This is a genomic window from Pseudooceanicola nanhaiensis (assembly GCF_020171315.1).
GTDB classification, from domain to species: Bacteria; Pseudomonadota; Alphaproteobacteria; order Rhodobacterales; family Rhodobacteraceae; genus Pseudooceanicola; species Pseudooceanicola nanhaiensis_A.
Map to the genome: position 1 here is coordinate 36,042 of NZ_JAIUZP010000005.1, position 12,719 is coordinate 48,760.

At 65.0% G+C, this 12,719-nt stretch carries 14 protein-coding genes; 7 read left to right on the forward strand and 7 right to left on the reverse strand.

Going from position 1 to position 12,719, the window contains the following annotated elements; translation table 11 throughout:
- Positions 1 to 50: 50 nt before the first annotated feature.
- On the forward strand, positions 51 to 1,361 hold the full coding sequence (gene hslU / locus LCM32_RS07850) for an ATP-dependent protease ATPase subunit HslU (protein ID WP_224820508.1): 1,311 nt from the start codon (positions 51 to 53) through the stop codon (positions 1,359 to 1,361).
- Positions 1,362 to 1,455: 94 nt separating this feature from the next.
- Positions 1,456 to 2,535 carry an alpha/beta hydrolase gene (locus tag LCM32_RS07855; protein ID WP_224820509.1) on the forward strand — a complete coding sequence of 360 codons (1,080 nt, stop codon included), beginning with the start codon at positions 1,456 to 1,458 and terminating at the stop codon, positions 2,533 to 2,535.
- 5 nt (positions 2,536 to 2,540) lie between these two features.
- Here LCM32_RS07855 and LCM32_RS07860 read toward each other — a convergent pair whose 3' ends face one another.
- The 3 genes from LCM32_RS07860 to LCM32_RS07870 are packed head-to-tail and all read right to left on the reverse strand — an operon-like array spanning position 2,541 to position 4,848.
- Positions 2,541 to 3,140, reverse strand: coding sequence for a Smr/MutS family protein (locus LCM32_RS07860; RefSeq protein WP_224820510.1), 600 nt, complete (start codon positions 3,138 to 3,140; stop codon positions 2,541 to 2,543).
- Entirely contained in the window at positions 3,137 to 4,147 is a 1,011-nt protein-coding gene (locus LCM32_RS07865) for a murein transglycosylase A (protein ID WP_224820511.1), read from the reverse strand. The genes LCM32_RS07860 and LCM32_RS07865 overlap by 4 nt, the downstream gene beginning before the upstream one ends.
- 38 nt (positions 4,148 to 4,185) lie before the next feature.
- On the reverse strand, positions 4,186 to 4,848 hold the full coding sequence (locus LCM32_RS07870) for a Tim44/TimA family putative adaptor protein (RefSeq protein ID WP_224820512.1): 663 nt from the start codon (positions 4,846 to 4,848) through the stop codon (positions 4,186 to 4,188).
- A gap of 105 nt (positions 4,849 to 4,953) precedes the next feature.
- Here LCM32_RS07870 and LCM32_RS07875 point away from each other — a divergent pair, with 105 nt between their 5' ends.
- The gene (locus LCM32_RS07875; RefSeq protein ID WP_224820513.1) at positions 4,954 to 5,481 is read left to right on the forward strand and encodes an FxsA family protein; all 528 of its coding nucleotides are present in this window, start codon (positions 4,954 to 4,956) and stop codon (positions 5,479 to 5,481) included.
- 123 nt (positions 5,482 to 5,604) lie between these two features.
- Entirely contained in the window at positions 5,605 to 6,108 is a 504-nt protein-coding gene (secB, locus tag LCM32_RS07880; protein ID WP_224820514.1) for a protein-export chaperone SecB, read from the forward strand.
- 163 nt (positions 6,109 to 6,271) lie between these two features.
- On the opposite strand, the gene dnaQ is transcribed toward secB, so the two are convergent.
- The 4 genes from dnaQ to LCM32_RS07900 are packed head-to-tail and all read right to left on the reverse strand — an operon-like array spanning position 6,272 to position 8,976.
- Positions 6,272 to 6,961, reverse strand: coding sequence for a DNA polymerase III subunit epsilon (dnaQ, locus tag LCM32_RS07885; protein WP_224820515.1), 690 nt, complete (start codon positions 6,959 to 6,961; stop codon positions 6,272 to 6,274).
- Positions 6,954 to 7,547: a dephospho-CoA kinase gene (gene coaE, locus LCM32_RS07890; RefSeq protein ID WP_224820516.1), complete on the reverse strand. Its 594-nt coding sequence runs from the start codon at positions 7,545 to 7,547 to the stop codon at positions 6,954 to 6,956. Before coaE ends, dnaQ begins: the two co-directional genes overlap by 8 nt.
- Positions 7,544 to 8,377: a shikimate dehydrogenase gene (locus LCM32_RS07895; protein ID WP_224820517.1), complete on the reverse strand. Its 834-nt coding sequence runs from the start codon at positions 8,375 to 8,377 to the stop codon at positions 7,544 to 7,546. The genes coaE and LCM32_RS07895 overlap by 4 nt, the downstream gene beginning before the upstream one ends.
- Positions 8,374 to 8,976: a Maf family protein gene (locus LCM32_RS07900; protein WP_224820518.1), complete on the reverse strand. Its 603-nt coding sequence runs from the start codon at positions 8,974 to 8,976 to the stop codon at positions 8,374 to 8,376. Before LCM32_RS07900 ends, LCM32_RS07895 begins: the two co-directional genes overlap by 4 nt.
- Before the next feature lie 423 nt (positions 8,977 to 9,399).
- On the opposite strand from LCM32_RS07900, the gene LCM32_RS07905 reads away from it, so the two are divergent.
- The 3 genes from LCM32_RS07905 (at position 9,400) to mnmE (ending at position 12,717) form a co-directional block, all read left to right on the forward strand.
- Positions 9,400 to 9,849 carry a CopD family protein gene (locus tag LCM32_RS07905; protein ID WP_224820519.1) on the forward strand — a complete coding sequence of 150 codons (450 nt, stop codon included), beginning with the start codon at positions 9,400 to 9,402 and terminating at the stop codon, positions 9,847 to 9,849.
- Positions 9,850 to 10,037: 188 nt separating this feature from the next.
- Positions 10,038 to 11,309, forward strand: a complete 1,272-nt coding sequence (rho, locus tag LCM32_RS07910; protein ID WP_224820520.1) for a transcription termination factor Rho — start codon at positions 10,038 to 10,040, stop codon at positions 11,307 to 11,309.
- A gap of 124 nt (positions 11,310 to 11,433) precedes the next feature.
- The gene (gene mnmE, locus LCM32_RS07915) at positions 11,434 to 12,717 is read left to right on the forward strand and encodes a tRNA uridine-5-carboxymethylaminomethyl(34) synthesis GTPase MnmE (protein WP_224820521.1); all 1,284 of its coding nucleotides are present in this window, start codon (positions 11,434 to 11,436) and stop codon (positions 12,715 to 12,717) included.
- Positions 12,718 to 12,719: the final 2 nt, after the last annotated feature.

A 12,719-nucleotide genomic window follows, 5' to 3' on the forward strand; every position in this document is an offset into this window, starting at 1 on the left:
ATTTTGCCCGCCTGTATCTGCCGACATCCCCAAGTATTGAGGACCCCCTCATGAGTGACCTGACCCCCCGCGAGATCGTGAGCGAGCTGGATCGCTTCATCATTGGCCAGAAGGACGCCAAGCGCGCCGTGGCCGTGGCGCTGCGCAATCGCTGGCGCCGCAAGCAGCTGCCGGATGACCTGAAGGACGAGGTCTATCCCAAGAATATCTTGATGATCGGCCCGACCGGCGTCGGCAAGACCGAGATCAGCCGCCGCCTGGCCAAACTGGCGCGCGCGCCCTTCATCAAGGTCGAGGCGACCAAGTTCACCGAAGTGGGCTATGTCGGCCGCGACGTGGAGCAGATCATCCGCGATCTCGTGGACAGCGCCATCGCCCAGACCCGCGAGTGGATGCGCGAAGACGTGAAGGCCAATGCCCACAAGGCGGCCGAGGACCGCGTGATCGAGGCCATCGCCGGCACCGACGCCCGCGACGGCACGCGCGAGATGTTCCGCAAGAAGCTCCGCTCCGGCGAGCTGGACGAGACCGAGATCGAGCTGGAGGTGGCCGACACCGGCAACCCGATGTCGATGTTCGAGGTCCCCGGCCAGCCCGGCGCGGGCCAGATGGGCATGATGAACCTCGGCGATATCTTCGGGAAGGCCTTCGGCGGGCGCAAGGTGAAGCGCAAGATGAAGGTTTCCGAGAGCTACGAGGTGCTGATCGGCGAAGAGGCCGACAAGCTGCTGGACGACGAGACCGTGAACCGCGCCGCGCTGGAAGCGGTGGAGCAGAACGGCATCGTCTTCCTCGACGAGATCGACAAGGTCTGCGCCCGGTCGGACGCGCGCGGCGGCGACGTCTCCCGCGAGGGCGTGCAGCGCGACCTGCTGCCGCTGATCGAGGGCACGACCGTTTCGACGAAATACGGGCCCGTGAAGACCGATCACATCCTCTTCATCGCCTCGGGCGCCTTCCACATCGCCAAGCCGTCGGACCTGCTGCCCGAGCTTCAGGGCCGCCTGCCGATCCGGGTGGAGCTGCGCGCGCTGACCGAGGAAGACTTCGTCCGCATCCTGACCGAGACGGACAACGCCCTGACGTTGCAGTATTCCGCGCTGATGAAGACCGAGGAGGTCGAGGTGAGTTTCACCGAGGGCGGTATCCTCGCCATGGCGAAACTGGCCGCAGAGGTGAACCAGTCGGTCGAGAACATCGGCGCCCGGCGGCTCTACACGATCATCGAGAAGGTCTTCGAGGAGCTGAGCTTCACCGCGCCCGACCGGGCCGGAGACAAGATCGAGGTGACGGCCGAGTTCGTCGAGGAAAACGTGGGCAAGCTGGCCCATTCCGCGGACCTCAGCCGCTACGTCCTGTAACGCACCGTCGCGGCCCCGGAAACTGGCGCCGCAGTGCACCGCTTGCTAGCAAGGGGCATCCTGTCGGGTGCCCCTTTTTGCGGTTATGGTTGCGATGCGTTTCCTTGTCCTGCTCTTCCTTCTGCTGCTGACGGCCTGTGCCGACCGGAATGTCACGCAGGTCTTCCCCACGGCGGGCGGAGAGGTGGAGCGGATGCTGGTTCAGACCAACCGGGCGATCGGGGCGGACGGCGTCCCGGGCTGGGGCCGGGACATGGCGGACCACTTCCTGCAGGTCGGCGTCTCCGTTCCCCCCGACCGGGCGGTGGGCTCCTTCCCGATCAGCTATCTCCACCCCGATCCGCAGCATGACTTCGTGCTTCAGCAGGTGGCGCAGGTCGAGGACCGCACCGCCTTCCTGGCCGAGATGCGGCACCGGCTGGCCGCCCTCCCGCGTGGCGGACGGGAACTGGTGATCTTCGTCCATGGCTACAACACGAGCTTTGCCGACGGTGTGTTCCGCATGGCGCAGGTCCAGCGGGATTTTGGGCTGGAGGCGGTGTCCGTCGCCTTCTCCTGGCCCACGGCCGCGCGGACGCTGGGATACAGCCATGATCGTGAAAGCATGCTCTATTCGCGGGATTCGCTGGAGAGGCTGATCCGGGATGCCGGGGCCTCGGGCGCGGATACGGTTCTGCTGGTGGGGCATTCCATGGGCGCGATGTTGATCATGGAAACCCTGCGCCAGATGGCGATTGCCGAGCCGGGCCTGCCTGCGCGCCTTGTGGATGGGGTTGTCCTGATGGCGCCCGACATCGACGTGGACGTGTTCAACGATCAGGCCCGGCGGATCGACCCACTGCCACAGCCTTTCTACATTTTCACCTCCGCCCGCGACAGCGCGCTGCGGGTGTCGGGGCAGATCAACGTGGAAAGCACCCGCCTGGGGATGCTGGAAGACCCGGCCCGGGTGGCAGATCAGCCGGTGACGCTGGTGGATGTGACGAATTTCCCGACGACCCTGCGGGACAGCCACCTTGTGGCGATCTCTTCCCCGGCGCTGATCCAACTGCTGGCCAATCGCAGGCAGCTGGAGGAGACCTTCCGCGGGACCGCCGCCGGAAACACGCTGCCCGAAGCCTTCGACAGCGTGCGCCGGGCCACGCGGCTGGTGCTCTCCCCGATCACGCCCTGAGGCGATCAGCCCCGGTTCTTGCGTAGGTAGACGTAGTAGGCCCCGCCGCCGCCGTGCTTGAGGTGCGCCTCGCTCACCTGCATCACGAGCGCCGAAAGCGGGGGCATCTGCAGCCAGTGCGGCACCTGATGGCGCAGCACGCCGCGCGGCACCGGGATCGGGCCATCCTCGTCGCGGTCCTTGCCCTTGCCGGTGATCACCAGCACCAGCCGCCGCCCCTCGTGGTGCGAGCGCAGGATAAAGCCGATCAGCGCCGGATGGGCGCGGGCCATGGTCATGCCGTGCAGGTCGATGCGCGCCTCGGGCAGCATCTTGCCGCGCTTCAGCTTGGTATGGGCCTTGCGGTCCATCTGCACCGCCGCGCGGCCCAGCAGGTCGGGCAGGGCGGGCAGCAGATCATGGGACGGCCCCGTGGCCGAGGACTTCTGCCCCAGCCGGAACGGCTTCAGCCCGGGCTGGGCCACGGGCTGCGGGTCTGGACGTTTCGGGGCGGGCGTCTTGCCCTCGACCTTGGGCGGCTTGGCCTCGGGGTGCATCCTCTCGGTCGATCGGGCCACCCGCTGCCACAGTTCCAGATCCTCTTCGCGCAGGCGTCGCTTCTTCATTCGGCCCCCAGCGGCAGCATGGCATAGGCGCGCTGGATCGGCAGCAGGGCGATCACCCGCCCGCCATCGCGCATCCGCCCAGCCTCGCGCCCGGCGGCATCACCGGTGCCCATGAAGATATCCGCCCGCTGCGGCCCCTTGATGGCCGATCCGGTGTCCTGCGCGATCATCAGCCGGTGCATCGGGATCGCGCCCTCCTTCTCGATCCAGACCGGCGCGCCAAGTGGCACGTAGCGGGGATCGACGGCGATGGACCGCCCCTTGGTGATCGACCGGTTCATCGCGCCGAGCGGCCCGAACTCGGGCGGGACCTCGTTCACCTCGCGGAAGAAGACGTAGGAGGGGTTGTGGCGCAGCAGCTCCTGCCCGTCCTCTGGATTGCGGCGCACCCAGTTCTTGATCACCTGCGCCGAGACCTGATGCGGCTGGTAGACGCCGCGGCGCACAAGCTCTTGCCCGATGGAGCGGTAGTCATGGCCATTCGCCCCGGAATAGCCAACGCGGATATAGTCCCCATCCGGCAGGTGAATCCGCCCAGATCCCTGAATTTGCAGGAAGAACAGCTCAACCGGGTCATCGACCCAGGCGATCTCCAGCCCGCGCCCGGCAAGGGCGGTGTCGCTTTCGATCTCGGCCCGGGACAGCCAGCGTTCGGTCGCGCGGGCCTCGGGCGGCATACGATAGACGGGATAGCGGAAGCGCGCGTCGGGCGCGCGGGCGCCTTCAAGCTCGGGCTCGAAGTAGCCGGTGAAAAGCGCGGACGTGTCCTCGTCGCGGATCAGCACCGGCACGAAGAACAGCTCGAAGAAGGTCTTGGCATTGTCCTGCTGGACCGAGGCGAGGGCGCAGAGCGCGCGCCAATCGGGATCGTCCATGTCTCCGCAGGTGGAGAGGAAGACCTGCATCGCGGTCTGGTGGTCGTCGTCCTCCCAGCCGTCAAGCTGGGAGAAGTCGAGGATCGAGGTGACGACATCCGCGGCCGCCGGAAGAGTGAATGCCCCCGTCATGGCCAGCCCCGTTGTGACCGATGCCAGCCAGGCCCGGATCATTCGCCCGTCGCGACCAGATGCCAGTTCGGATCGTCGTTGCCCATGGTGCGGGCAAAGGTCCAGGCGTCCCGCTGGGTCTTCACCTCGCCGGGTGTGCCCTCGATCACCTCGCCGCCATTGTCGCGCACGACAGAGGTCAGCTGACCGACGAAACGCACGGTGAGTTCGGCAAGACGGCTGTTGGGATCGAATTCCGCGTCCACCAGTTGCATCTCGCGCACGCCGACGAATTCGGCCTCGATGCTCAGCCCCTGCGCTTCGCGGGCGGTCACCACCTCGGCAAAGCTGTCATAGACCTCGGGGGCGAGGAACGGCTTGATCTCGGCGAGATCACCACGCTCGAAGCCCATCAGGATCATCTCATAGGCGCCACGGGCGCCGCCAAGGAACTCGTTCACCGAGAAGGAGGGTTCCACCTGCTTCATCTGGGCGAGGGCCGCGGCCGCCGGGCTGTTTTCGGGAACGTGATCGGTGATGTCCAGATCCGGGCCGCCCTCGATCACCTCGAACTTGCGTTCGGGCGTCGGGCCGGTCGCCTCGCCACGGGGTGCCGGTGGCTTCTCGAAGCCTTCGCGTGTTCCGAGGACGGAGCGCAGACGAAGGATCAGGAAAACGGCAATGCCGGCCAGCACGAGCAGCTGAAGGATGGGCGAGTTCATCAAATCCTCTTTCAGGTCCAACCATGGTAACGCTTGGGTTCCGTCCCTATGTAGGTGCTGTGCGCGGCCACGTCTACCGCGCCAGACCCAGAGGAGAGGCAAGATATGTGGCTTTTGATCGCCTTCATCGCGGTTCCGATGATCGAGATCGCACTTTTCATCCAGGTTGGCGGGCTGATCGGCCTTGGCTGGACGCTGGCGATCGTGCTGGGAACGGCTCTTCTGGGCAGCTACCTGATGCGCTCTCAGGGGGCGCAGGCGATGGAAAAGATCAAGCGGTCGTTCAATGAAATGACCGATCCGACGGCCCCGCTGGCCGAGGGGGCGATGATCCTCTTTGCCGGTGTCCTGCTTCTGACCCCGGGTTTCTTCACCGACACGGTCGGCCTTCTGCTGTTGATGCCCCCCGTCCGGCACAGCGTCTTCAGGACGCTGCGTCGTCACGTGAAGGTGCAGAGTTTCTCGTCCTTCAACTCCGGCTTCAGCACCGGTCCCGCGCAATCGCCCCGTCGCGGCCCGATGGGTGGCGATGTGATCGACGGGGAGTATACTGAGGTCGACCCCGAGGATTTCGGGGACAAGGAGCTGCCGAAGAAGCCGACCCATCGGCCCTCGGCCTGGACGAAACATTAAGACCGCCGTCGCCGGAGTGCAGCCTGCGCCCCGGCGTCGCAATCACGCATTGAGCACAAAGCATTGAGCGACCTGTTCCGACTTGTTAGGAACGTTGCGACCTAAGCCTTTTGGAGAACGAAAATGGCCGAGACCGGCACCGACGCACCGCAGCCCGAACAACAGCCGCAAGTGCGGATGAACATCCTGTCGCAGTACATCAAGGATCTCTCCTTCGAGAACATCCTGGCCCGCAAGCCCGCTGACGGCAACGTCCAGCCCGACGTGAAGATCCAGGTCGGCCTCGACGCCAACCGCCGCGCGTCCGGCGAAAACCACTACGAAGTGGTGATCAAGGCCAAGGTGACCTCGAACGCCAAGGACACCGATCAGCCGCTCTTCCTGCTGGAAGTGGAATATGCCGGTGTCTTCCTGATCGACGGCATCCCGCAGGAGCAGCTGCACCCGTTCCTGATGATCGAATGCCCGCGCATGCTGTTCCCGTTCCTGCGCCGCATCGTCTCCGACGTGACGCGCGATGGTGGCTTCCCGCCGCTGAACCTCGACACGATCGACTTCGTGCAGCTCTACCGCCAGGAAATCCAGCGCCGCGCGCAGGAACAGCAGGCGGCCGCACAGCCGAACTGATGTCTCGATCCTGCCGGTCTGCGGCAGGTCGACAGGGCGGGGCCATGTGCCCCGCCTTTTCTATTGCGGATGGCGGGGGCCAAGGCCCCGTTTCAGGGCAGAGGGGCTTCAGCCCCGGTGCCAGACAAAGGGGCCGCAGCCCCGTTCGCCGATGGTCGGGGCCTCAGCCCCGTTTCCAGACGGCAGCCTCGCCCAGTTTCTCCACGAAGGTCGCATGGGCGGTGGCCTCTGCCTCGGTGATCCGGCCGGGCAGGGGGGTCGGACGGGGGCGCGGGCGCCAGTCGTCCGCCTCTGCCCCGTCGGCCCCGCCACCGACGTTCAGCGACAGGCCGAAATCCGGCTGCCGCCCGCCGATCAGCTCCAGATAGACCTCGGCGAGGATCTCGGAGTCGAGCAGCGCCCCGTGCAGCGTCCGCGAGGAGTTGTCGATGCCGAAGCGGCGGCAGAGCGCGTCCAGCGTGGCCGGGGCCCCGGGGAACTTCTTGCGCGCCATTTCCAGCGTGTCGATGGCCTGTTCCCACGGCAGTTTCGGCAGGCCCAGCCACCCCAGCTCGGCGTTGAGGAATTTCATGTCGAAGCTGGCGTTGTGGATCACCAGTTTCGCATCGCCCACGAAATCGAGGAAGCCCTGCGCCACATCCTTGAAAAGCGGCTTGTCGGCGAGGAATTCATCCCCCAGCCCGTGCACCTCGAAGGCCTCCAACGGCATGGACCGCTGCGGGTTGATGTAGACGTGGTAGGTGTTGCCCGTGGGCATGTGGTTCAGCAGCTCGACGCCGCCGATCTCGACGATCCGGTCGCCCTGTTCGGGGTTGAAGCCGGTCGTTTCCGTATCCATCACGATTTCACGCATCGGCGCTCTTCCTCCGGATATCCGCCACCACGTCACGGACCTGCGCGCGGGCGTGGTCCAGCGTGTCGGTGACGATCACGTAATCGGCCCGGGCGCGTTTCTCCGCGTCGGGCATCTGCTTGGCCAGAATGGCCCCGAACTGGGTCTCACTCATGGTGCCGCGGGCCATGACCCGCTCGCGCTGAAGCTCCGGCGGCACGCTGACCACGGCCACCGCATCCATCATCCGCTCTGAGCCGCCCTCGTAGAGCAGCGGAATGTCCAGCACCACGATATCCGCCGTGGCTTCCGCAAGGAAAGCCTGCCGGTCGGCCCCGACGAGGGGATGCACGATGGCCTCGATCCGCTTCAGCGCGCCGGGGTCCGCGGCAATCGCGCGTTTCAGCGCGCCACGGTCGATGCCACCCTCAACAACAGCCTCTGGAAAGGCCTCCGCCATGGGCGCCACCGCCGCGCCGCCGGGGGCGTAGAGGCGATGCACCGCCGCATCCGCATCCCAAAGGGCACAGCCCTCGTCCACGAACATCTGCGCCGTCGTGCTCTTGCCCATGCCGATGGAGCCGGTGAGGCCCAGAATGAAGCTCATGCCAGCACCGCGGCCCGCGTTTCCTCATCCACCTGCGGCCGCTGGCCAAACCAGCGTTCGAAGCCGGGCACGCCCTGATGCAACAACATGCCAAGGCCGTCGACCACGGTGCAGCCCACGGCGCGGGCTTCCTTCAGAAGCGCCGTTTCAAGCGGGGCATAGACCAGATCGGTCACCACCATGTCAGGGCGCAGCGCATCCAGCGGCACCCGCAACTCGGCCTGTCCGACCATTCCGAGGGAGGTGGTGTTCACCAACGCACCCGCCTCTTCGATCATGTTGCCGGCCTGCACCCAGTCCACGACGCGCAGGCGTTTGCCGAAATCGTCATAGAGCTTCTCGGCCCGGTTGCGGGTGCGGTTGGAGATCAGGATTTCCGGCACGCCTGCATCCAGCAGCGCGGCCACGACGCCCCGCGCGGCCCCGCCCGCGCCCAGCACGGCCACCGGTGCCTCGGTCGCGTCCCAGCCGGGTGCGCCCTGCTTCAGGTTCTCGATGAATCCGTACCCGTCCGTATTGTCCGCGTGGATCTTGCCATCGGCCCGGAAGGTCAGCGTGTTCGCCGCCCCGATCAGCGCCGCGCGGTCAGTGACCACGTCGGCCAGCGCCAGCGCCTTCTCCTTGTGGGGCACGGTGACGTTGCAGCCGACGAACCCCATCTTCGGCAGCGTGCGCAGCACCTGCTCCAGATCAGAGTGTTCCACGTGGAGCGGCACGTAATGTCCGCTCAGCCCATACCGCTTGAGCCAGAAGCCGTGCAGCTGCGGCGACTTGGAGTGGGCGATCGGGTTCCCGATCACGCCCGCCAGCGGAATGCGGTGCTCGCTCATGTTTCGATCAGTCCTCGCACGGTCAGGTAGTTCAGCAGGTCCAGCAGGGGCAGCCCCAGTATGGCGAAGTATTCACCGTCGATCCGGGAAAACAACCGGATCCCTTCCGCCTCGACCTGATAGGCCCCCACGCAATAGCCGACCTCGGGCCAGTTCCGGTCGAGGTAGCTCTTTATATAGCTGTCGCTCAGGTCCCGCACCCGGAGCCGGACGGTCGAGACGGCGCGCCAGACCGGGCGGTTGTCTTCAAAGATCACGGCGGCGGAATGCAGCATATGCGGCTTGCCGGACAGACGGCGCAGGTGGGCGGCGGCCTCGTCCCGGTCGGCGGGCTTGGAGAGGACCTCGCCCTCGATCTCCAGCACCTGATCCGATCCGATCACCAGTTGCTCAGGCCTGGCCTTCATCGCGACGCGCTGCGCCTTCATCTCTGCCAGGGCATCGGCCAAGTCGCGCGGCTTGGTCCCCTCGGCCAGAAGGGCGGCCTTCAGGGCCTCCTCATCCACCCGCGGCTTCACCACGTCGAAGCTGAGCCCGGCGTTTGTCAGCATTTCCGCCCGGATCGTGGAACCGGAGGCGAGGACGAGCGTTGAAGTCATGTGGATATCCCGGTGGAGGTTTTGCCCTGAACCATGGGCAGACTTTCTGGGGAAAACCGGTCCGACATGCAAGCGGGCGGATCTACACACCTCCATGCACCCTCAATCCTGCCGCTGTCCCGCCGTGGACAGGGATAACTGGTGAACCGGTAAAACTCGGCTTAACCTCGGCCTATCCCCCATTTACCCCCAAGCCGGAAAACCTGTCCTCAGAGAGATTCAGGAAAATTTTACAAATACTTGCGCGAAGAAGTTCACCAAGACTCAGATTAGCTCCACATAGTTATCCACAGACGAGAGTCTTGGGGGATAACTCCGAGGGCAACCGAATAATCCACCGGACTCGGGGATCCCTACTTACATCATCAATCTTTCTTTTCTTTCTTATTTAATTATTAGGGAGGTCCGAGCAGCGAGGCCCCCATGACCGATATCCTGATTTCCCTGTATCCCTGGACCAAGGCGCTTCACATCGTGTCCGTCGTGGCCTGGATGGCCGGGATCTTCTATCTGCCGAGGCTTTTCGTCTATCACGCGGAAAGCGTAGAGCAGGGGAGTGACACGGACGCGCTCTTCAAGATCATGGAACGGCGCCTGCTGAAGGCGATCATGAACCCCGCCAGCATCGCCACGTGGATTTTCGGCCTCATGCTGGTCTTCACGCCCGGGATCGTCGACTGGAGCGCCGTCTGGCCCTACACCAAGGGCGCCTCGATCCTCGCCATGACGTGGTTCCACCACTGGCTCGCGCTGCGCCGCAAGGATTTCGCACGCGGCGAGAACCAGCTCGCAGGGCGCCGCTACCGCATGATGAACGAGCTTCCCACGCTCCTGCTTATCGTGATCGTGTTTTCGGTCGTCCTGCGCTTCTGAGGGGCCTTACAGCGCCATCTCGGCCCCTTCCGGCTTTTTAGATCCCAGCGAATCCGTTGACTCAGCGGGGGGCTGCGCCTATCTGTGGCCCCAAGCCCGTCCGTCCGGACAAGGGATTCCACGATACACATGACCAAACGAACGATCGCGCGCCCGTGCTTCACCGGGCCGATCCGGGATATTCGCATATGACCACCGAACGTCTGAACCTCTCCGACCTGAAGGCAAAGAGCCCCAAGGCGCTTCTTGCCATGGCCGAAGAGCTGGAGATCGAAAACGCCTCGACCATGCGCAAGGGCGAGATGATGTTCTCGATCCTCAAGGAAATGGCCGAGGAAGGCTGGGAGATCGGCGGCGACGGCGTCCTCGAGGTGCTGCAGGACGGTTTCGGCTTCCTGCGCTCGACCGAAGCCAACTATCTGCCGGGTCCCGATGACATCTATGTCTCGCCCGACATGATCCGCCAGTACTCCCTGCGCACCGGGGACACCATCGAGGGCCTCATGAAGGCCCCGCAGGAGACCGAGCGCTACTTCTGCCTGACCACGGTCTCCTCGATCAACTTCGAGGACCCTGAGAAGGCCCGCCACAAGATCGCCTTCGACAACCTGACCCCGCTCTATCCCGATGAGCGGCTGAAGATGGAAATCGAAGACCCTACCATCAAGGACCGCTCCGCCCGGGTCATCGACCTCGTCGCGCCGATCGGGAAGGGGCAGCGTTCGCTCATCGTGGCACCGCCGCGGACCGGTAAGACCGTCCTGCTGCAAAACATCGCCCACTCGATCGAGAAGAACCACCCCGAGTGCTATCTGATCGTCCTGCTGATCGACGAACGTCCCGAAGAGGTGACGGACATGCAGCGTTCCGTGAAGGGTGAGGTGATCTCCTCCACCTTCGACGAACCGGCCACCCGTCACGTCGCCGTCTCCGAGATGGTGATCGAGAAGGCCAAGCGTCTGGTCGAGCATAAACGAGATGTTGTGATCCTTCTCGATTCGATCACAAGACTTGGTCGTGCCTTCAACACTGTGGTGCCGTCCTCGGGTAAGGTGCTTACCGGTGGTGTTGACGCCAACGCCCTGCAGCGCCCCAAGCGCTTCTTTGGTGCCGCACGGAACATCGAAGAGGGCGGTTCGCTCACCATCATCGCCACCGCGCTGATCGATACCGGCTCGCGGATGGACGAGGTGATCTTCGAAGAATTCAAAGGGACGGGTAACTCCGAGATCGTGCTCGACCGCAAGATTGCGGACAAGCGCGTCTACCCGGCGATCGACATCCTCAAGTCCGGCACGCGGAAAGAGGATCTCCTCACCGACAAGGGCGACCTGCAGAAGACCTTCGTCCTGCGCCGTATCCTCAACCCGATGGGCACCACGGATGCGATCGAATTCCTCCTGTCGAAGCTGAAGCAGACCAAGACGAATGGCGAATTCTTCGACTCGATGAACACCTGATCCTGCCATCCGGCACGGAGCACGACAGGGCAGGCGCGGTGATCTCACCGGCCTGTCCGTTTGCTTTCCGGCCCCGGCTTTCCCTGGCGGGTCGCCCGCCGCAGCGCAATTCGGATGTGACACGATGGACACGATCTATGCCCTCGCTTCCGCCCCCGGCAAGGCCGGCGTGGCTGTCATCCGCCTGTCCGGGCCCGAGGCCTGGGCCGCCGGTCGTACGCTTGCCGGCTCTCTGCCTGTTGCGCGCCAGTCTGCCGTCCGCCGCCTGACCTCCGCCGACGGCACCCACCTAGACGAGGCCTTGGTGCTGCCCTTTGCAGAAGGGGCCAGCTTCACCGGCGAAGAATCGTTGGAGCTTCATCTCCACGGGAGCCCCGCGGTCATCGCTGCGGTCCTGCGTGAACTGTCGCTTCAACCGGGTCTTCGACCGGCCGAGGCTGGCGAGTTCACTCGCCGCGCGTTGGAGAACAACCGGCTCGACCTTGCGCAGGTCGAAGGCCTCGCCGATCTCATCGACGCAGAGACCGAGGCACAGCGGCGCCAGGCGCTTCGTGTTCTCTCCGGCGAACTCGGTACCCGCGCCGAAGGCTGGCGCCGAGACCTGATCCGTGCCGCCGCGCTCATCGAGGCGACCATCGACTTTGCCGACGAGGAAGTGCCCGTCGACGTTACCCCTGAGGTGACCGAGCTTCTGACCGGCGTCCGCGACAGCCTCCGTGCCGAGATTGACGGCACCCGCGTGGCGGAACGTATCCGCACCGGCTTCGAGGTTGCCATCGTCGGTGCGCCCAATGTCGGAAAATCCACGCTGCTCAACGCGCTTGCCGGGCGCGAAGCGGCGATCACCTCGGAATACGCCGGCACCACGCGCGACGTGATCGAGGTCCGCATGGACCTTGGCGGTTTGCCCGTGACGCTGCTGGACACCGCGGGCATCCGCGATACCGACGATTACGTCGAAGCCATCGGCGTCGAACGCGCCCGCGAACGGGCCCGGCTGGCGGATCTGCGCGTTTTCCTCCTCGACGGCGATGCGCCTGATCTGGAACCGGAAGGGCAGGACCTCGTCCTGCGGGCCAAGGCCGATCTCCACCCCGATGCCGATAATGCGATCTCCGGCAAGACGGGGCAGGGGATCTCCACCCTTGTGGCCCGCGTGACCGAGATCCTCTCGGCCCGTGCCGCCGGGATTGGCATCGCCACGCGCGAACGCCACCGGATCGCCATGACGCGCGCCATCGCCACCATGGAAGACGCGCAGCTGCGGATCGACATGGGGCCGGATATGGCCGACCTCGCGGCGGAAGAGCTTCGCACCGCTATTCGCGCCCTCGATTCTCTGGTAGGACGCGTGGACGTTGAGAATTTGCTGGATGAAATCTTCTCCAGCTTCTGCATCGGCAAGTAGGA